Origin of the sequence: Mesorhizobium sp. LSJC280B00, assembly GCF_000502835.1 — a bacterium.
Classification (GTDB): Bacteria; Pseudomonadota; Alphaproteobacteria; order Rhizobiales; family Rhizobiaceae; genus Mesorhizobium.
The window spans coordinates 136,157-153,182 of the sequence record NZ_AYVL01000006.1 but is presented as its reverse complement, the minus strand read 5'-3'; the positions used below and the strand labels follow the sequence as shown (position 1 = coordinate 153,182).

15 protein-coding genes and 2 pseudogenes are annotated in these 17,026 nt (G+C 62.6%); 6 read left to right on the top strand and 11 right to left on the bottom strand.

The genetic code is table 11. The features are described from left to right. Positions 1-14: 14 nt before the first annotated feature. Genes X773_RS51100 through X773_RS51065 form a run of 8 tightly spaced genes read right to left on the bottom strand, consistent with a single transcriptional unit; the run spans position 15 to position 8,974 of the window. Positions 15-1,061 (bottom strand): UDP-glucuronic acid decarboxylase family protein, encoded by a 1,047-nt coding sequence (locus tag X773_RS51100; RefSeq protein ID WP_023676131.1) that lies wholly within the window; start codon positions 1,059-1,061, stop codon positions 15-17. Between the two features lie 23 nt (positions 1,062-1,084). Beyond that, positions 1,085-2,194, bottom strand: a complete 1,110-nt coding sequence (locus tag X773_RS51095) for a glycosyltransferase (protein ID WP_023676130.1) — start codon at positions 2,192-2,194, stop codon at positions 1,085-1,087. Further along, a complete protein-coding gene (locus X773_RS51090; RefSeq protein WP_023676129.1) occupies positions 2,191-3,285 on the bottom strand; it encodes a glycosyltransferase in 1,095 nt (364 codons plus the stop codon). Before X773_RS51090 ends, X773_RS51095 begins: the two co-directional genes overlap by 4 nt. Next, the gene (locus X773_RS51085; RefSeq protein ID WP_023676128.1) at positions 3,282-4,412 is read right to left on the bottom strand and encodes a glycosyltransferase; all 1,131 of its coding nucleotides are present in this window, start codon (positions 4,410-4,412) and stop codon (positions 3,282-3,284) included. Before X773_RS51085 ends, X773_RS51090 begins: the two co-directional genes overlap by 4 nt. A gap of 2 nt (positions 4,413-4,414) precedes the next feature. Next, positions 4,415-5,518 (bottom strand): glycosyltransferase family 4 protein, encoded by a 1,104-nt coding sequence (locus X773_RS51080; RefSeq protein WP_023676127.1) that lies wholly within the window; start codon positions 5,516-5,518, stop codon positions 4,415-4,417. Continuing rightward, positions 5,503-6,795, bottom strand: coding sequence for a TIGR04295 family B12-binding domain-containing radical SAM protein (locus X773_RS51075; protein ID WP_023676126.1), 1,293 nt, complete (start codon positions 6,793-6,795; stop codon positions 5,503-5,505). Before X773_RS51075 ends, X773_RS51080 begins: the two co-directional genes overlap by 16 nt. Then, positions 6,792-7,871 carry an NAD-dependent epimerase/dehydratase family protein gene (locus X773_RS51070; protein ID WP_023676125.1) on the bottom strand — a complete coding sequence of 360 codons (1,080 nt, stop codon included), beginning with the start codon at positions 7,869-7,871 and terminating at the stop codon, positions 6,792-6,794. The genes X773_RS51075 and X773_RS51070 overlap by 4 nt, the downstream gene beginning before the upstream one ends. After that, positions 7,868-8,974: an NAD-dependent epimerase/dehydratase family protein gene (locus X773_RS51065; protein WP_023676124.1), complete on the bottom strand. Its 1,107-nt coding sequence runs from the start codon at positions 8,972-8,974 to the stop codon at positions 7,868-7,870. Before X773_RS51065 ends, X773_RS51070 begins: the two co-directional genes overlap by 4 nt. A gap of 256 nt (positions 8,975-9,230) precedes the next feature. Between X773_RS51065 and X773_RS51060 the strand changes: the two genes are divergently transcribed. Both X773_RS51060 and X773_RS78050 read left to right on the top strand, forming a co-directional pair. Then, complete coding sequence (locus X773_RS51060) at positions 9,231-9,503, top strand: hypothetical protein (RefSeq protein WP_023676123.1); 273 nt, start codon at positions 9,231-9,233, stop codon at positions 9,501-9,503. A 150-nt stretch (positions 9,504-9,653) separates the two neighbouring features. Then, positions 9,654-9,866 (top strand): hypothetical protein, encoded by a 213-nt coding sequence (locus tag X773_RS78050; protein ID WP_245274674.1) that lies wholly within the window; start codon positions 9,654-9,656, stop codon positions 9,864-9,866. A 210-nt stretch (positions 9,867-10,076) separates the two neighbouring features. On the opposite strand, the gene nadE is transcribed toward X773_RS78050, so the two are convergent. Then, the gene (gene nadE / locus X773_RS51050; protein WP_023676120.1) at positions 10,077-10,910 is read right to left on the bottom strand and encodes an ammonia-dependent NAD(+) synthetase; all 834 of its coding nucleotides are present in this window, start codon (positions 10,908-10,910) and stop codon (positions 10,077-10,079) included. A 358-nt stretch (positions 10,911-11,268) separates the two neighbouring features. Here nadE and X773_RS51040 point away from each other — a divergent pair. Next, a pseudogene (locus tag X773_RS51040) lies at positions 11,269-11,951 on the top strand (IS630 family transposase); the annotation flags it as partial. A 204-nt stretch (positions 11,952-12,155) separates the two neighbouring features. On the opposite strand, the gene X773_RS51035 reads toward X773_RS51040, so the two are convergent. Next, on the bottom strand, positions 12,156-13,052 hold the full coding sequence (locus tag X773_RS51035) for a LysR substrate-binding domain-containing protein (RefSeq protein WP_023676118.1): 897 nt from the start codon (positions 13,050-13,052) through the stop codon (positions 12,156-12,158). A 328-nt stretch (positions 13,053-13,380) separates the two neighbouring features. Here X773_RS51035 and X773_RS0137630 point away from each other — a divergent pair, with 328 nt between their 5' ends. The 3 genes from X773_RS0137630 to X773_RS51025 all read left to right on the top strand — a co-directional run bounded on the left by X773_RS0137630 (position 13,381) and on the right by X773_RS51025 (position 16,168). Further along, on the top strand, positions 13,381-14,406 hold the full coding sequence (locus X773_RS0137630; RefSeq protein ID WP_051406112.1) for an aldo/keto reductase: 1,026 nt from the start codon (positions 13,381-13,383) through the stop codon (positions 14,404-14,406). A 142-nt stretch (positions 14,407-14,548) separates the two neighbouring features. Beyond that, positions 14,549-15,271, top strand: a complete 723-nt coding sequence (locus X773_RS51030; protein WP_023676116.1) for an SDR family oxidoreductase — start codon at positions 14,549-14,551, stop codon at positions 15,269-15,271. A 63-nt stretch (positions 15,272-15,334) separates the two neighbouring features. Beyond that, positions 15,335-16,168, top strand: a complete 834-nt coding sequence (locus X773_RS51025) for an SDR family NAD(P)-dependent oxidoreductase (protein ID WP_023676115.1) — start codon at positions 15,335-15,337, stop codon at positions 16,166-16,168. 117 nt (positions 16,169-16,285) lie between these two features. On the opposite strand, the pseudogene X773_RS0137625 reads toward X773_RS51025, so the two are convergent. Beyond that, a pseudogene (locus tag X773_RS0137625) lies at positions 16,286-16,993 on the bottom strand (IS66 family transposase); the annotation flags it as partial. Between the last annotated feature and the right edge of the window lie 33 nt (positions 16,994-17,026).

Sequence of the window (17,026 nt, the reverse complement as noted above, 5' to 3'; positions counted from 1 at the left end):
GACGCTCCCCGCCTTCAGGCCGGCAGATTTTGCAGCCGGCCTGATGCAGAACGCACGGTGGCGGCAATTCGACGTCTTCCGTCGATCATCTGCGCCGTCTCAAGCTCGGCAAAATAGCCGATTGTGCGCACCAAACCCTGCCTGAGCGGCACTTTTGGCGACCAGCCGAGAAGCTTCCTTGCGCGGGAAATGTCGGGTTGCCGACGACGAGGATCGTCTTGCGGCAGCGGCAGGAATTTCAAGCCCGATTTGGTTGCGGTCATGCCTCTCACCAGGCTCGCCAGTTGCAGGATGGTGAACTCCCCCGGATTGCCCAGATTGACGGGCTGGCTCGGATTGGGATCGACCTCCATCAACCGGATCAAGCCGTCGACCAGATCGGAAACGTAGCAGAACGACCTGGTCTGCAGCCCGTCGCCGAATATCGTCAGCGGCCGTCTCTCGAGTGCCTGCATGATCAGATTGGAAACGATCCGTCCATCCGCAGGATCCATCCTGGGACCATAGGTGTTGAAGATGCGCGCTACACGGATATCGGTTTTTCCCATTCTCAAATAATCGAAGCACAAGGTTTCGGCGGTGCGCTTGCCTTCGTCATAGCAGGCGCGGGGGCCGATGCAGTTCACGTGGCCGACATAGTCTTCCTTCTGCGGATGCTGTTCGGGATCGCCATAAATTTCGCTGGTGGACGCCTGCAGGAACCGGGCGCCATTGCGGGCGGCGAGCTCCAGCAGATTGAGCGTTCCGATGACGCAAGTCCGCGTCGTATGGACCGGGTCGGCCTGGTAACGCGGCGGCGAGGCCGCGCACGCCATGTTGAAGATGCGGTCAACCGGTTCGCCAAGCTCCAACGGTCGGCAAATGTCTTGCTTGATCAGCCGAAAATCCGGACGATCGGCGATCGATGCTATGTTCTCCATGCGGCCGGTAAGGAAATTGTCGACGCAGATCACGCGCCAGCCGGCCTGGAGCATTGTCTCGCAAAGATGCGAACCGAGGAAACCTGCGCCGCCGGCGACAAGCACGGTCTTGGTCCGTTGCGCCTTTCTTGATAGCTGCATCTCTATCTTCTCCCGTCTGCGGGTCATGCTGCGCTCTCGACGTCCAGATCGAGAACAGAACGTGGCGATTTGGCCTGCGCCAGCAGCGAAACGAATTCGCGGGCTCTTGCGATGCTTGTGTGAGCTGCGAGGATGAGCACGCGCGCCTGCCTGGCCATGGCAAGCCGGGCGCCGTCGGATTCCCCAGACAGGATACCGATTACGTCCTCGGTCCTGCGCGCCGTGTGGATCGTCCGCTCTGGAAACAGGCTGTCCAGTCCGGCCCAGCTATCGCTGATGATCGCCGTGCCGCAGGCGGCTGCCTCGAAGAGGCGCACGCTGGGCGACCATCCGGCCGCGATCATGGAACTGCGCGTGACGTTCAACGTGTAGCGTTGGCGGCTGTAAAAGGCGGCGTGATCTGCCGGCGGCAGGTGTTCGATGCGATCCACATTGTCCGGCCAGGCGATTTCGCGCGGATATTGCGAGCCTGCCACGACGAAGCGGCGCTCCGGCATGCGACGCGCCGGTTCGAACAGCAGGGCCTCTAGCGTCGCCTGGCGGTCGGGGCTGTAGGTGCCGAGATAGCCGAGATCCCAGCGGATTGGATCACCGGTTCCGTGATGCCGTTCCGGGTCGACGGAGCAGTAGAGCGGCTCGGCCCGCCTCGCGCCGAATTCCGCCGTCAGACGGGCAAGCGTCGGCCCGCCGGTGAAGGAGAAGTAGACGTCGAAATACGGGACCTGCCGCCTGGCAATGTACTCGCAATCATCGGTCGAAAGCTTTGCCAGCGTGATCGGCGTGTCGATGTCGTAGAAGCAGAACTGACCCGTGCACAGCGATGCCACGACGTCGATGATTTCAGGGCCTTCGGGAACGAAGGAGCCGACGACCACGATATCGGCATCGCGCAGACAGCGCGCAAAATTGCGGCGAAGATCATCGATCGTTTCATAGTAGCGCAAGGCGCAGAAATCGGGATCGCGCAGATCCCGGTGACTTGCGTACCACGGCACGTCGCGTTCGAGAAAAGTGACGCGGTGGCCGAGTTCGTGGAGACCTTTAAGCAGCCCCCGAAAGGTGGTGGCGTGGCCGTTTCCCCAGGATGAGGAGAGCGACAGGCCAAGAAAGACGATGTCGAGCGGCTTTGTCATTCGGCCGCCTCCACGGTCGGACGCTCGAAATGGCGCCTGAAGATGGCGTCGGCTAAAACGGCACGTGTCGTGTAGGTATGTTCGCCAAGCACGCGCCGAAGCGCCGATGTCCCGATCGCCTTAGCCCGTTCGGCACTAAGGCTTTGCATGATCTCGGCGACGTCCTCGCCATCGCGCGCGACCAGGATTTCCTCGCCGGGTTTCAGGAACAGGTCCACGCCGAGCCAGGCGTCGGTGATGAGGCATGCGCCGGCGCCCGCCGCCTCAAAAACGCGCGTCGCAGGTGAAAAGCCATTGGCCGCCATGCTGTCGCGGCTGATGTTCAGCACCGCCTTGGCCGTGACGTTCAATGCATTGTGGTCGCGCGTGCCGACATGGCCGAGCCATCGGACATTGGCGGGCATCTGCTTGTCGCCCCAGCCCGATCCGCCGAGCAGGAAGCGCTGATCGGCGGAGCGGCCGGCCGGGTCGAGGAAGAAGGCTTCGACGCGCGCCTCGCGGTCCGGCAGCCGGTTGCCGAGAAAGGCGAGATCGCAGGCAAAGCGCATGTCCTTGCCGACCGGATGATGCGTTTCCGGATCGAGCGCATTGTAGATCGGCACGCATTCGGCCGCCCCCATTGCCCGATAGGCCCAGACCACCGGGTCGCCGCCGCCATAGGTCAGCACGAGGTCGATTTCCTGCAGCGCGCGATGCAGCGGATGGTCGGGCTCGTCGCGCAACTGGCCAAGCGTCGCCGGCGCATCGACATCCCAGAATACGGTGAGCGCACCGGCACGGGCGTGATCGAGCACCGCCCGCAACAGCGCGTCGTCGGCGAAACCGACGCCGCTCGCCTTGACGACGATATCTGCCTCCGCCGCCCGCGCCGCCACCTGCATCAGCGCCTGTGGGGTCGCCTCATAGACGACGACGGCACACCAGTCCGGCGCCTCGATGTCGCGGTTCTTCTGGCGATCGTAGACATCGGGCTCATAGAAGGTGATGTCATAGCCGAGCCTGGCCAGAGCCTTGAGCAGCCCGCGGTAATAGGTGGCCGCGCCGTTCCAGTAGGACGACAGCAGGCTTGACCCGTAAAATGCAATCTTCATTCGGCGGCCTCCGTTGCAAGAATCGTGTCCGCGGCTTGGCGGCGCCCGCATTCGGCGAGCACGCCGAACAATTGATCCGCCCGGTGCCGGCATGTGTGCCGCAAGCGGATGGTCTCGAGGCCCGATGTCGCCAGAGAAGCGGCGAGATCCGCGTCGTGCAGCACGGCGCGAAGATGACGCCGCATCTCGGAACCGTTGTTTGCAAACAGAAAATCTACGCCGGGCCTGAACAGGCGTTCGACATCGGACCACGGCGCCGAAACGAGCGGGATGCCGCAGGCGAGCGCCTCGAACATGCGGATGGTCGGGATGCCGGGCAGGCTTTCGCGGTATGGACGCCTGGGGATGTGCACTGTGATGCGGTTTGCTGCAAACGCCTTCGGCACGTCGGCGTTGGCGATCCAACCTTCGTAGCGCAGGCCGGCGGCCGCAAGGTCGGCGAGCGCTTGCCGTGGATAGCGAACGCCGTGGACAGTGCCGCTCAATCCGAGCTCACGCACCGGCTCGACCAGGAATTCCCTGATTTCGGCGCTGCGCTCGTCGTCGCCCCAATTGCCGATCCAGATCAGGTCGGCGCAGCGCTCGATTTCAGGATGGGGCTCGAACAGATGGTCATCGGCTGCCTCGTGCCAGGTAAAGACCCGCTTGCCCCATCCGGCGCGAAGATAGCTTTCCCGCAGCGCCTCGCCGAAGGCGAGCACGCCGTCGTAATGTTCAAGCTGCAAGGCAGAAATCGCTTGCGTGGCCGAGATGGCGCGATGGTGCGTGTCGTGGAACAGCAGCGTGAAACGGCCGCCAGTTGCTTTCGCCTTGCCCAGCCGCGCAACAAGGTCCGGCTCGGTCCACTCATGCACGATCACCACATCGGCATCGGATATCCAGGCTTCGTGGTCGAAAGCGGCATCGTAGGTCACCGGCATCAACTCGGGGAAATCCTTCCGGAATCGCTCGATCGCGAAGGACCCTTTCTCGGCTACCAGGTTCGACCGGCTCCAGCCGTCGGCGGGTTCCAGCGCGATCGCCTGGTGCCCGCGCGCGACCAGCTCGCGCATGATGCCGCGCAGGAAATGTGCGTTGCCGTGGTTCCAGTCGGAAACGATCGAATGGGTGTAGAATAAAAATCGCATAATCAATTATCCGCCATGGTGGCCAGGGCCGCCTTGTCGTAGACGCCGCGCATGGCGGTCGCCTGCCTTGCCAGTGAAAATCTGCGGCTTCGGCGCGCCGCCGCCTCACCGAGTTCTCGCCGGCGCTGCGCGTCATTGCAAAGGCCATTGATGCAGCTGGCGAGATCGCCCGGATCGCGCACGTCGTAGAACAGGGCCGCGCCGTCCCACAGTTCCCGGTAGGTCGCGATATCGGCGAGCACCAAGGGCGTTGCCGACATTGCGGCTTCCAGCGTGGCCAGGCCGAACGGTTCGTAGAGCGACGGCGATACGAAGATACCGGCCCGAGCCATCAGCGAGCGCACTTCCTCATGTGGCACCGGCCCGAGGGGAACGGCGCCACTGAAGCCAACATGCTGGCCGTCCGGCCCTTGCTGCGAGCCGGCGACGAAGACCGGCCATTGCGTCAGGGAGGCGGCCTGGTCCAGCACCGCCGCATTCTTTCCTTCGTCCCACCAGCGCGCGGCGGCGAAAACGACCGATTCCCGTCTTTCGCTCTTCGCGCCGGGCCGCGCCCCGTTGCCGACGACGCTCAGGCGCGCGATCGGCCCGTAGCAGGTTTCGAGCATGTCGGCATGGCTGCGGCTGGGCGCAACGACCATTCCTGCTTTGTCGAGACCGCGCCGGTTGCGGTCCTTCTGCCAAGCCCATTCGCCGTCCGCCGCCTGTCCCTTGACGGCGTGGAACCATGTCACCACGCAGGAATGCGACACCGCCACGACGGGGCAGGGCACGTCGAGCCCCGCGGCCTGCGTCGGCGCGTTGAGATGGACGATTTCGACGGCGTAGTCACGTATGAGCGGGTGCAGCTCCTGCTGCAATGTGTCGAGGTCGTGCTCGTTGCGGGTCATCCAGTCGGGCGGCGTGTTGAGCCATGTCAGCGTTGCGAATGACTGGGCCTCCTCGGCCTGCTGCCTGGACGGTTCCGGACCAAGCCCGGCAAGCACGACGCTGTCGCCGCCGGCGACCAGTTGCCTGGCCAGATCGAGCGCATAGCGCCAGACGCCGCCAACCGCATCGACAGTCATCAGGATACGCCGCGGCCGCGGGCTCAGTGTCCGCAACATGTGGCCTCCAATTCGGCCAGCGGACGCGGCCGCTTCTCCTGGATGTCGCTGAACGTTCGGAAGGATGCGAGATAATGTTCATGCGCGCGCTCCCAGGCGAGATCGTCCGGCTCGCCCCAAAGTTCGCGGTAGCTCGGCGAACTCGGATAAGGATAGAGCGGCACCGGTTCGTTGGCCCAAACGCCGTTGTCGATCAGGTGCTTCCGCCAATAATCGACGAGCGCGGGATCGTCCTCGACCACGCCGATCAGATTGGCCTGCACGAACGGCACGTGGCGCCTTGCGTCGACCAGCAACGCGGCCAGCTCCTCGGTGCCCAAACGGCAGCGTTTTGCCAGCATGGCGCGGCCTTCCACCGTCAGGCTTTCGAGGCCCGCCTCGATCGAGACGCAGCCGGCGGCACCGAGCAGCTTCAGCAATTCCGGCTTCCAGAGGTCGATACGGGTCTGCACGCCGAACTTCACATCACGATCGACCAGCGCCTCCAGCAATGCCTTTTGCGGCAGGAAGATCTCGTCGATGAAATAGATGTAGCCGACGCCCTGTGCGATCAGCCGGTCGATCTCGGCGATCACTGCTTCGTGGTTCCGGCGGCGATAGGCATCGCGGAAATCGATCTTGGCGCAGAAACTGCAATTATACGGGCAGCCGCGCGACGCCTCGACCTCCGCTCCAAAGCCGACCTGGTCGTCGTCGAAGCGGTGATGATGGTGCGAATGGGCGGCAATCCAGTCTGATGGCCATTCGAGCGCTGGGTGATCGATGAACGAGCTCGCATGCACGCCGCCGTTCGAGACCAGTTCTCCATCCTCGAAGTGGGCGGTGGACGGCACCGCACTCCAGTCGTCGCGGCGGGCAAGTTCCGCGACCACTTCCTCGCATTCGCCGCGCACGACGATGTCGACGCCAAGCTTGCGCAAAGTCGGCGTCGGCGTCGCCGAGCCATGCGGCCCGACGGCGACGGTGCGACCGCCGCGCCCGGCAAGATGGTTGAGGAAATCGGCCGGCACGCGCAACTCGGGCGGTGCGCAGCGCCAGAACAGGTAGGTCGGCGCGGTGCTGACGATGGTCATGTCAGGCTCGAATGCGGCGACGCGATCGGCGAGCGCGGCGTTGTCGAGCTTCTGGATCTGCCCGTCCAGCATCAGCACCTCGTGGCGGGCTGCTTCGAGCAGCGCTTTCGAATAGCCGAGTTCGAGCGGCAGATGCGGCTGGCGGCAGCCGAAATAGATGCTGTCCTGGTACGTCCAGGACGGATTGACCAGAGCGACCCTCATGCCACGTACCTCGCCGGTTCGGGATGCGGGTCGAGGCGATGACGCTGCAGCCAGTCGGCGAGGTCGCGGATGCCGTTTTGCCACGGGACGTGCGCTTTCCACCCCAGCGCCGCCTCGATCGCGCGCGTGTCGGCGACGAAGAACGGTTGGTCGCCGGTGCGTTCGCGGTCGTAACGAATCGGAACGTCCCGTTTCGTTATGTCGCGAATCTCCTTCAGCAGCATGCGCAGGCTGACGGCGTTTTCCGGTCCGCCGCCGAGATTGAATGCTTGGCCCTTGATCGCCTCGATGCGGTCGAGCACGGCGCGATAAGCCGCGACCGCGTCGGCAACATGGAGGATGTCGCGCACCTGCTTGCCATCACCGTAGATGGTGATCGGCCGGTCGGAGAACGCGTTAAGCAGGAAATGGGCGACCCAACCCTGATCCTCCGTCCCGAACTGGCGCGGTCCATAGATGCAGCTCATGCGCAGCACCGCCGTCGGCAGGTCGTATGACTTGGCGTAGTCGAGGACATACTGGTCCGCCGCGCCCTTGGAGCAGCCATAGGGCGTGCAGAAATCGAGGCCGCGCGTCTCGTCGACGCCGTGCGCTCGGACGCCCGCGTCGCGAGGCGCGTATCTGCCGTCTTCTTCGCGCATAGCAAGGTCGGCGAGGCGGCCATAGACCTTGTTGGTGCTGGCGAAAACGACGGGGATGCGCTTGCCGCTGCGGCGAGCGGCTTCCAGGACGTTGAACGTCCCGCGCAGGTTGATGTCGAAATCCTCGTCCGGCCGAACCAGGCTCGTGGTGACGGCGGTCTGCGCGGCAAAGTGGAAAACCGCCCTCGAGCCTGCCACCAACGGCGTGAGCGCCTCGGCGTCACGGACATCGGCGATTTCGACAGCGAGGCGGTTGCCGTGCTTTTGCGTCAGCCATTCCAGGTTCTGTTCGACGCCGGGACGGCTCAGATTGTCGATGACCAGCACCGGCTCGCCGTCCGACAACAGGCTGTCGGCGAGGTTCGAGCCGATGAAGCCGCTGCCGCCGATAATGGCGACGGGGGCTTCGCGAAAATTGCGTGAATCCGGTCTCATGATACCAGCCCTCGCGCTTCGAGTTCCCGCTTCATCTCGGCGCTGCGATCGATGGCGACCGTGTTACGCACCCAGGCGACGAAATCGCCGAGCGAATGCTCCAGCCGGTGCTGCGGCTGGAAGCCGAGCAGTTCGCGCGCCTTGGAGATGTCGGCAAAGCAGTTGCGGATATCGCCGGAGCGTGCCTTGCCGAGGATTTCCGGCTGGCGGCCAGGCACGCCCATCGCTTCGGCGAGCAGCCGGGCGACCTCGCTGACCGGGTAGGCCCGGCCGCTTCCGATGTTGATGACGTGGCTGCGCGCCTGCGGCTGTTCCAGCGCCAGCCGGAAGGCGAGGGCGACATCGCGTACATGAACGAAGTCGCGCTGCTGTTCGCCGTCTTCGAAAATCAGCGGCCGCTGGCCATTGGCGATGCGCGAGGCGAAGTTCGCCAACACGCCGGTATACGGGTTGGAGAGTGCCTGTCCGGCACCGAAGACATTGAACAGGCGCAGCGCCACCGCATCGACGCCATAGGCTTCGCCGAAGATCAGCACGGCTCGTTCCTGGGCGTATTTCGTCAACGCGTAGATCGAGGCGAGGTCGACCGGTTTCTGCTCGTCGGTCGGCAGCGGCAACAGGACTTCTCCTTCCGGCGAGAGGGGATTCCATTGGCCGCTGCGGATGTCGTCCGGCTGCCGTCTTGCATTGTCGATGCGCTGGCCGTCCGGCGTGGCATAGAGACCCTCGCCATAGACGCTCATCGACGAAGCAACGACGATACGTTCGATCGGGCGTTTGATCAGCACTTCCAGCAACGTGGCGGTGCCGAGGTCGTTGGCGCCGACATAGCGGGCGATCTCGTACATGGACTGGCCGACGCCCACTTCAGCCGCCAGGTGAATGATCGCGTCGACATCTTCGACCGCCTCTGTGACGGCGTCGCGATCGCGAACGTCGCCTTTGATCAGCTTGGCGCCTGGCGGCAGGCTGATTGCCTCGCCGCCATGCACCTGATCCAGCAGCGCATCGAGAATTGAAACCCCATAGCCATGTTCAACGAGTTCCTGGGCGACGTGGCGGCCGATAAAACCGCAGCCTCCCGTGACCAGTATACGTTTCACGACAACTCCTCATACGAATGGCTTTGCCGCCCCAAACTTCCGGGCGAAAGGTTTGTTCCCTTGCTTCAACAAAGTTCAGGAGGCTCGCCGGGGTAGGTTCAACCAGGCGTGGGAACATCGAAGGCTGCTTGGTGTTAGGAGCCATGTTCGACCAACCGCGCGCACATGCCGGGCAGCGATGCATCTGCTGGTTGTGTGGAGGCAGACCGGCAGCGCGGGGTCTCGCGGTCTGCGGTGGAATCGAAGGGAGATTGCGATGTCTGAATCGAAGACGACCACCGATCACGACGAAATCCGCCGTTGGGCCGAGGATCGCGACGGGCGGCCGGCGGTGGTGCGCACCAAGGGCGAGGGCGGCATACTGCGCATCGACTTCGGCGAGCCTGAAGAGACGTTCGAGCCCGTCGAATGGGACGAGTTCTTCAGGATCTTCGATGAGAACGAACTGGCGTTCCTCTACCAGGATGAGACCAGCGGCGGAAAGACTAGCCGCTTCAACAAGTTCGTCGAGCGCAGCCGGAAAGGCTAACATCGTCTAGTACCCCTGCACAGAGGATTCGACGGGTTCGATGGGTTGTAGCCTGGGTAGGATATCGGGTTTGACGAGCAGTTCAAATGCTGCGCCGAGGCCCGGTTGCCTGCGGATCAATCCGGCCCGCTCGAGGGTGAGCACCATCTGATGGACGGAAGGCGCGGTGACGCTGAAGAAGCGCTGCATGTCGCGTTGGCCGCAGAACTATTCGAGACGACGGAAGCGATCGAGCGCGTCCTCGTCATAAGGGATGCCTCCCAACTCTCGGGGTGCGCCGAGGCTAGACTTCGCCTGGAAAAGGCGACGACGCGCATCATCGACTATGGCGGCGGCGACTCACGCAAGAACCCCTTCACGTGAGGATCGTGCTTGCAGATGGCGTCGCCGCCTACGTCGGATCGGCCAACCTGCTCAGGCGCTCGAAGGTAGCAAACCCGAGTGCGGAATGTTATCGAGGGTCCGGCTGTTCATGCCGTCAAAGTGCTCATCGATGCGGTTGCCAACATGGCGGAAGCAATCTCCACGAGGTGCTGACCACGAAACGGTATCATGGAACTATTGCCAATGCCGTCATGGCGAGAGTGTTAGCGCAATCGCTGTCACCGGAAGCGCGCGCTTATGTGCCGTGCTGGAATGCACATGAAGAATCCGCGTCCGCGCGGCCTCGTCGATTTCCTTGCCTTCGAGGAAATCGTCGATCTGTTCATACGTGACGCCATGGGCATCTTCGTCAGGACGAAGCGGGACAAGGTTCTCCAGGTCGGCGGTCGGGATCTTGTCGACGAGTTCGGGCGGAGCGCCCAGATGCGCGGCCAAGGCTCGCACCCTGCGTTTGTTTAGCCCCGAAAGAGGAAGGATATCGGCGGCGCCGTCGCCGAACTTGGTGAAGAAGCCCATCAGTGCCTCGGCCGCATGGTCGGTGCCGATGACCAGTCCTCGGCTGGCGCCGGCGAGCGCGAACTGGGCAATCATGCGCTGACGCGCCTTGATGTTGCCAAGCAAGAAATCCTCGCGGCCTGCGTCGCCGAACTCGACACCAGCCCGCTTGATCGAATCTAGCATTGCGTCGGCAGCCGGCTTGATGTCGACCCGATGCACTTCGTCCGCCCCTATGGTGTCCAAAGCCCGCTGGGCGTCGCTCTCGTCGGCCTGGTTGCCATACGGGAGCCGAACGGCCAGGAATTTGGCGTCGTATCCAGCCGTTCGCAGTTCCTCAACGGCCCGTTGAGCCAGAAGGGCCGCGGCAAGTGAATCCACCCCGCCGCTGATCCCCAGCACATAGGTGCTGAGCCCCGATGCACGCAGATACGTGCCGAGAAAGTCGATACGCCGGCGTGCCTCCAGCGCGACGTCAACACTGGGAGCGACACCCAACGCGTTGATAATCATTTCCTGTTCGGTCATTGGCAGTGGGTGCTCCTGATATCACAGCAATGACGGGTTCGATGGGTTGTAGCCTGGGTAGGATATCGGGTTTGACGAGCAGTTCAATGCTGTGCGCGAGGCTGGGTTGCCTGCGGATCAATCCAGCGCGCTCAAGGGCGAGCACCATCTGATGGACGGAAGGTGCGGTGACGCCGAAGAAGCGCTGCATGTCGCGTTCGGCCGGCGCGCGACCGTTGAGCAGGCCGTAGGTCCAGATGAAGGCGAGGTACTGGCCCTGCTTTTAGGTGAAGCAGGGTCGGTCCGGCGGCCGTCCGCCAACTAATTGATTCATTTTCTGATTCTTCCGGAACCTCCGCAACCGAAGGAGGCCTTCCGGATGAATGTACGCTATCGCGTCGATCTCGACCAACCCGAACGACGGACTCACAGCCATGCTGGCAGGCGGAGCATCCGGCGCGCAAGCTCAAGCGGGCGCAGATCCTGCTTGCTGCCGATGCCGGCCGCAGTGACGAGACCGTTGCCACAACGGTGGCGGTCGGCGGCTCCATTGTCTACCGCACCAAGCGCCGCTTCGTGGAGATGGGCCTGGAGGCGGCGCTCAGCGAAGAGCCACGCGCAGGCGCGCAACGCAAGCTGACGGGCAAGGAAGAAGCCCTGCTGGTAGCCACCGCCTGCTCCAGTCCGCCACCGGGTCGGGCCCGTTGGACACTGGATCTGCTGGCCGATGCGTTCGTCAAGCCGACCGAGCACGAACAGCTGTCGCGCGAGACGGTGCGCCGGCGCCTAGCCGAGAACGATCTCAAGCCGTGGCGCAAGGACATGTGGTGCATTCCAAAGGTTGACGCGGAGTATGTCGCGCGCATGGAGGATGTGCTCGACCTCCATGCCGAGGCACCGGACCCGAAGCGGCCGGTGGTGTGCTTCGACGAAAGCCCGACCCAACTCATCGGCGAGGTGCGTCAGCCAATCCCGGCCGCGCCGGGAAGGCTGGAGCGCTACGACTGCGAGTACAAACGCAACCGCACCGCAAACCTGTTCGTCTTCCTCGACGCGCATCGTAAGCGCTGTTTGCCTCGCACCTTGACCACGACGCCGTTGTGCCGTTTCGAAGACTGCCGCTGTGACGGAGATGGCAACAATGCGCCAACAGCGGACGTTGTTGGATTGCGATCCGCAGCACCAAGGTGACGAAGGCCGTCAATATTCTTCGCGTTGACAGCGGTTCTGTGGGAAGCGAAAGCTGCGTCCAATAGGAAGCTCGCGCTACCTCTTCTCCAGGCCTTTGAGATGTTCGATGAAGGCCCGCAGTTTGGGGTGAACTTGAGACCGCTGCGGGTAGTAGAGGTACACACCCGAGCTTGTCCCGGTGAAGTGGTCCAGAACGACTTCGAGCTTGCCGCTCGTCAACTTGTCGCTGATCGCTTCTTCAGGGCTGTAAACGACCCCTAAGCCGTCGACGGCCGCATCGATCGCCAGCAGAACATCATTGAGGATCAGCGGCCCCTTTACCTGAACCTCAAATTCCTTGCCGTCGCTCTCGAACTCCCACCGATCGTACACACGATTGCCAGCTCCCGCGCAGATGCAAGGATGGGCCAACAGGTCTTTTGGATGTTCAGGGTGCCCATGCTTGTCAAGGTAGGCCGGTGCAGCAGCCACAACCCATCGGACGGGACCGAAGAGTTTGAGCGCCACGACATCTTTGGCAAGGATGTCTGACACCCGTATTCCTGCATCAAACCCGCGCTCGAATATGTTGGTGGCCGCGTTCTCGAAGAAGATCTCAACCGTCACATCCGGGTACTTTTCGATAAAGGTCGCGATCAGCGGCCTAAGGAAGTTCGGATAGACGGTCTGCGGGACATTCAAGCGCAGACGACCGGCAGGCTTGTCCGCTGCGCTTCCCGCGTCCTTCATAGCGGAAAGGATCGCATCCAGCGCCGGTCCCGCCTGTTGCAGGAATTTCTCCCCGGCTTCGGTCAAGCTCGTAGCTCGTGTCGTTCTTGTAAGCAGGGTGACGCCCAGGCGAGTTTCGAGGTGTCTGATCATCTTGCTTATCGCAGGTGGCGAAACCCTGAGTGCTTCTGCCGCCGCCGTGAAGTTCCGCTTCTCGGCGACAAGCGCAAACGCCACAAGCCCATCAAGCTGATCCTTGTCCATTATGAACCTCTGGTTAATGTCGCATCAACTCGAATGCCATTTTTTGAAAGGAACGGCCATCGTATTCTGCGCTCACTCACGAAGACACAGCCGCAAACGCTGATGTGTTTCGGAGGTTGATCAAACCCAGTGGAGGTGCAGCACCATGAAGAACTATGCAGACGATTTCGAAACAGGCGCTCCCGAGATGCCAAGCCGCCGTAAATTGTTCGCCGCTGGGCTAGGCATCGCCGCAGCGTCGCTGCTGCCTCTTTCCGAGTCGAGAGCTCAAACGGCAACATCGGGTGCCGCAGCCACAGGTGCAAGGTCATCGAACCTTCAGCGTCGCATGCTCGGCTCGCTGGAAGTCTCTGCCATGGGGATGGGCTGCCAAAACTTTGCCGGGATGTACAGCCCGCCCACGAACAGGCAGGAGGCGGTGCGGATCATCCGGGCGGCGCATGACCGGGGCGTGACCTTTTTCGACGTCGCTGAAGTCTATGGACCCTTCCTGGGCGAGGATATTGTTGGCGAAGCGCTTTCGCCGATCCGCGACCAGGTGATCATCGCGACCAAGTTCGGCTTCGACATCACGCCCGAAGGCCGGGTCACAGGCGTCAACAGCCGCCCTGACAATATCAAGCGGGTGACCGAGCAACAGCTCCGCCGCTTGAAGACGGACTACATTGATCTTCAATACCAACACCGTGTCGATCCGACCGTGCCCGTCGAAGACGTGGCCGGAGCGGTGCAGGAATTGATCCGTGAAGGCAAGGTCCGCCACTTCGGCCTGTCCGCTGCAGGCGAAGCGACCATCCGCCGCGCCCACAAAGTGCAGCCAGTCACGGCGGTGCAGAATGAATACTCTGTCTGGACCCGCGATCCGGAGGTGGAGGTTCTGGCGACCTGCGAGGAGCTTGGCATCGGGTTCGTGCCATGGAGCCCGCTCGGCATGGGATACCTGACCGGTACAGTCACCCCCATGTTCGTGCATGGCCCTGCCGACCTACGGGCCAACCTGCCGCGCTTCACGCCTGAAGCCCGCCGCGCCAACTGGCCGGTGGTCGAACTGCTACAGCGCGTAGGCGCACGTCGTCAGGCTGCGCCCGGCCAGGTCGCCCTTGCCTGGTTGCTCGCCCGCAAGCCGTGGATCGTGCCCATTCCCGGCCCGATAACGGAGGACCAGATGGACCAGAACATGGACGCGCTGCAGGTCCAGTTGAGTGCGGCCGATGTCAAGGAGATCGATGACGGCTTTGCCCGGATCACGGTCCAGGGCGCGCGTCTGAGCCCACCAATGCTCGCGATGATCGATACCGGCGCAAAACTTGGAACGAGTTCCAAGGGCGGAACCGGCATGTCACCGGTCAGGTGACCAACCCACAAGAACCGACGGGCTGAAGTCTAGCCGGGTACCTGCGGCGCTTCTTGTCCGAGGCGCTGCCACCTCTGTGGTCCTCGCTCCGGTCTTTCCGGATCGGTAGGGCCAGCCAGAGAGCACAACGAAGGAGACTACCATGAATAACAACAATCGGGTCGCTGTAATCACTGGTGCATCCTCCGGAATCGGTGAGGCGCTGGCACGTGAGCTTCTTTCAGAAGGATATCGCGTAGCCCTTCTAGGGCGGCGCCTCGAGCGTGTCGCGGCACTCGCAGACGAACTCGGCGAAGGCGCTATCGCGATCCAGGCTGACGTGACCGACCGGGACTCCATCGCTGGAGCCGCCGCGCGCGTCCAGGAGTTCGGCGGCGCCGATGTTCTAGTCAATAACGCAGGCGTGATGCTCACAGCGCCGTTTGGATCGGACAAGCGATCCGAGCATCGGCAGATGGTCGAAACCAATCTCCTGGGTGCCATGACTGTGACTGAGGTTTTCCTTGACCAACTCCGCGCCAAGAAGGGAGATCTGGTGAACATCTCTTCTGTGGCAGGTCGCGTAGCTCCAGCCGGGTTCGCTGCCTATTCGGCAACCAAATGGGGGATCAACGGCTGGTCCGAGGCGCTTCGCGTCGAACTCCAGCCAGACATCCGCGTGATAGTCATCGAGCCTGGTGCGGTGGCGACAGAATTATCCGACCACATCACCCACGAGGAAAGCAAAAAGTCTGCTCAGGACTACCGCGACAACGTTGCAATTCCGGCTCAGGACATCGCCGAAATCATAGCCTTTGCTCTCAGCCGGCCGAAGCGGACGTCCCTCAACGAGATCCTGGTCCGCCCGACCGTGCAGGCGATGTGAACAACTGTCTTACAGCCCGCCGCAAGATCGGTGAAGGGCTGACAACATGAAAGGACACATGAGATGAGTAACAAAGTGTGGTTCATCACCGGGGCAGGACGTGGCCTCGGCCTGGACATTGCCAAGGCGGCCCTGGCAGCCGGCCACAAGGTGGTCGCGACTGGCCGTAATCCAGACAAGGTGGCGAACGCTCTAGGTGCTTCCGACGACCTTCTTGTCGTGAAACTCGATGTCACCAGGGCCGCTGACGCCGACGCCGCCGCGCAGGCGACCCTTGAGCGGTTCGGACGGATCGACGTGCTGGTCAACAACGCGGCCAGCTTCTACGCCGGGTATTTCGAGGAACTGTCTCCCAAGCAGATGCAGTTGCAGCTAAGCACGAGCCTTGACGGTCCGATGATCGTGACGCGGGCGTTCCTTCCGGTCATGCGCAAGCAGCGCTCCGGCCAGATCGTCTCGATCTCCTCGACGGCAGGTCTGATGGGCTTTGAATTCTGCACAGCCTACTCTGCTTCGAAGTTTGGCCTCGATGGCTGGATGGAAGCGCTGCAGACTGAAGTCGGTCCGTTCGGCATCGAGACGATGATCGTCAACCCAGGCTTTTTCCGCACGGAGCTTCTGACGGAGGAGTCCACCAGTTACGCGGAAATCGCGATCGAAGATTATCACGAGCGACGCACGGCACAGATTGCCTTCTGGAAGTCCCAGAACGGCAAGCAGGGCGGTGACCCCGCTAAGCTGGCACGCGCTCTAATCACGCTCGCTGAGCAGGACGAACTGCCACGGCGCTTCCTCGCTGGCTCTGACGCTATCCAGGTGGCGGAGCAGAAGATTGCTCTCTTGCAGCAGCAGATCGAAGCGTACCGAGAACTGTCGAGTTCTCTCGCCATAGACTGAGGACGCTGGAACGCCCTGAGTCCACACCCTGCGTGCGGGCTTTGGGGCATTCGCCGATCCTCTATCTGCGTACCTTCCGAAGTCCGCTTTGGGCCGACTGTAGTCTTCGGGGCCACATTACTTCCCCTTGTAAGCCCAAGGCAGCAGCTCATCGATCCGGCTCTGCTTGTGACCGTTGACGATGGCGGTGAGCGTATTGATCAGGTAGGCCTGCGGATCGACAGCGTTGAGTTTGCTGGTCTCGATGAGCGATGCGATGGTGGCCCAGTTCTCGGCTCCAGCGTCGTGCCCCGCAAAGAGTGCATTCTTGCGATTGAGGGCTATCGGCCGGATGGTTCGCTCGACGCTGTTGTTGTCGATCTCGATGCGGCCGTCGGTCAGGAAGAGCTTCAAACCATCCCAATATTTGGCGATGTACGCCAAGGCCTCGCCGAGTGGAGACTTGGTCGCGACACGGGCCCGGTGATGGACGAGCCAGGTCTGCATGTCGGTGACCAGTGGCGTTGATCGTTCCTGTCGTCCGGCGAGGCGAGCCTCCGGATCAAGGCCACGCAGTTCGGCCTCGATCCGACCCAGTTCGCTGATCCGCTTGACGCCCTCTTCGGCGATAGGTGCTGCTCCGTTGCGGGTTATCTCCACCAGCTTGCGGCGAGCGTGTGCCCAACAATAGGCAAGCCGGATGTCCGAGCCGACACGGTCAGGTGCGATCAGTCTGTTGTATCCGGCATAGCCATCGACCTGCAGGATGCCGGAGAAGCCCTGCAATATCCGCTCGGCATGAATGCCCCGAGCGTAGGTGAAGGCCACACCAGGCGGAGCACCGCCGCAACTGGATGTTCTCGACCGAACAGGCGCGCC

Bases quoted from the DNA above. Each gene is read 5' to 3' on its own strand.
- X773_RS51060 (WP_023676123.1), top strand. From the start codon at position 9,231: ATGTCTGAATCGAAGACGACCACCGATCACGACGAAATCCGCCGTTGG.
- X773_RS51035 (WP_023676118.1), bottom strand. From the start codon at position 13,052: ATGGACAAGGATCAGCTTGATGGGCTTGTGGCGTTTGCGCTTGTCGCC.
- X773_RS51070 (WP_023676125.1), bottom strand. From the start codon at position 7,871: ATGAGACCGGATTCACGCAATTTTCGCGAAGCCCCCGTCGCCATTATC.
- X773_RS51030 (WP_023676116.1), top strand. From the start codon at position 14,549: ATGAATAACAACAATCGGGTCGCTGTAATCACTGGTGCATCCTCCGGA.
- nadE (WP_023676120.1), bottom strand. From the start codon at position 10,910: ATGACCGAACAGGAAATGATTATCAACGCGTTGGGTGTCGCTCCCAGT.
- X773_RS51075 (WP_023676126.1), bottom strand. From the start codon at position 6,795: ATGAGGGTCGCTCTGGTCAATCCGTCCTGGACGTACCAGGACAGCATC.
- X773_RS51095 (WP_023676130.1), bottom strand. From the start codon at position 2,194: ATGACAAAGCCGCTCGACATCGTCTTTCTTGGCCTGTCGCTCTCCTCA.
- X773_RS51090 (WP_023676129.1), bottom strand. From the start codon at position 3,285: ATGAAGATTGCATTTTACGGGTCAAGCCTGCTGTCGTCCTACTGGAAC.
- X773_RS51080 (WP_023676127.1), bottom strand. From the start codon at position 5,518: ATGTTGCGGACACTGAGCCCGCGGCCGCGGCGTATCCTGATGACTGTC.
- X773_RS51085 (WP_023676128.1), bottom strand. From the start codon at position 4,412: ATGCGATTTTTATTCTACACCCATTCGATCGTTTCCGACTGGAACCAC.
- X773_RS0137630 (WP_051406112.1), top strand. From the start codon at position 13,381: ATGCTCGGCTCGCTGGAAGTCTCTGCCATGGGGATGGGCTGCCAAAAC.
- X773_RS51025 (WP_023676115.1), top strand. From the start codon at position 15,335: ATGAGTAACAAAGTGTGGTTCATCACCGGGGCAGGACGTGGCCTCGGC.
- X773_RS78050 (WP_245274674.1), top strand. From the start codon at position 9,654: ATGGACGGAAGGCGCGGTGACGCTGAAGAAGCGCTGCATGTCGCGTTG.
- X773_RS51100 (WP_023676131.1), bottom strand. From the start codon at position 1,061: ATGCAGCTATCAAGAAAGGCGCAACGGACCAAGACCGTGCTTGTCGCC.